The 1,125-nt window shown below is 48.5% G+C and carries 1 protein-coding gene and 1 pseudogene; one reads left to right on the top strand and one right to left on the bottom strand.

What is annotated here, in order from left to right:
- Positions 1-759: GTP cyclohydrolase II (gene ribA, locus R7Q47_RS25935; RefSeq protein WP_318090219.1), on the top strand; the 759-nt coding region annotated here is incomplete at its 5' end.
- 105 nt (positions 760-864) lie between these two features.
- Here ribA and R7Q47_RS25930 read toward each other — a convergent pair.
- Positions 865-1,125 (bottom strand): annotated as a pseudogene (locus R7Q47_RS25930) (amino acid ABC transporter); the annotation flags it as partial.

Here is a 1,125-nt window from a genome sequence, read left to right as displayed (position 1 = left end):
AAACTGATGCGCACGGGCAATGCTTGCCTTACTGAGCATTCGCACAAGGACGCATTTTGGGGAGATGGGGGAGACGGTAAAGGTTTGAACCACCTAGGAGAAATTCTGATGAACGTACGCGCAGAGCTGCGACATGTCGAGCCTTACAATTTGGTTAAGTTCATCGACAAAGCTAAGCTGCCAACTCAGTGGGGCACATTCATGATGCACGGCTTCATCGAGACGGCTACAGGGAAGGAGCATCTCGCGCTGGTGTATGGCGACCCGACGTCTCAGCCTGCGCCATTGATTCGGCTCCATTCTGAATGTCTCACTGGGGACGCACTATTTAGCACCCGCTGCGATTGCGGTTTTCAGTTAAATCGTGCGTTGCAAAACATCGTCGAAGAGGGCTGCGGCGTGCTGCTCTATTTGCGTCAGGAGGGACGTGGCATCGGTTTAATCAACAAAATTCGCGCCTATCACTTGCAGGATGATGGTGCGGATACCGTTGAGGCGAATGAGCGTTTAGGGTTTGCTGCTGATATGCGAGACTATGCGTTTTGCAAAGGGATGTTAGAGCATTTAGGGATTGACGAAGTGCGTCTGATGACCAACAACCCCCGTAAGCTTGCGGCTTTGAAAAACGCGCACATCAATGTCGTTGAGCGTGTGCCACTGCAAGAAGGTCGCAATCCAAGCAACCAACACTATCTAAAAACCAAAGCAAACAAATTAGGGCACATGTTTGATCCCCATTTTGTTGATCAAATGGAATGATCGTTTCTGGCGGGTATCAAATCGAATAGATAAAAACGCCAGCTTGAGAAGGCTGGCGTTTTAGTGGGGATCTCAAAAGCTGCACCAGTAAAAGAGCTAGGCGCATTAAAGATAGTGTTTGACGATGTTATCGATCTCTCCCGAGGCTTTTAGATCCGACAGGCGTTGATTAATAAAGTGTTGTACTTCAGGTTTCATCTCTGGAGAAAAGGCCAGATAGATCGAATAGTCGGGGATCACAGCGCTAAAAGATTGAATCTCAAATTGTTCGAGTGGCAGTTCCAGACGTTTTAAGTTGTACATCACCCGCGATTCCATCTCGACAAACGCAGTATCGCCTGGCGTTCTCTGAATTACGCGATATGC

The sequence above is a fragment of the Vibrio sp. Vb0349 genome (genome assembly GCF_033338975.1).
The sequence above is the reverse complement of the archived record's forward strand: the minus strand, read 5'-3'. Positions and strand labels throughout refer to the sequence as shown.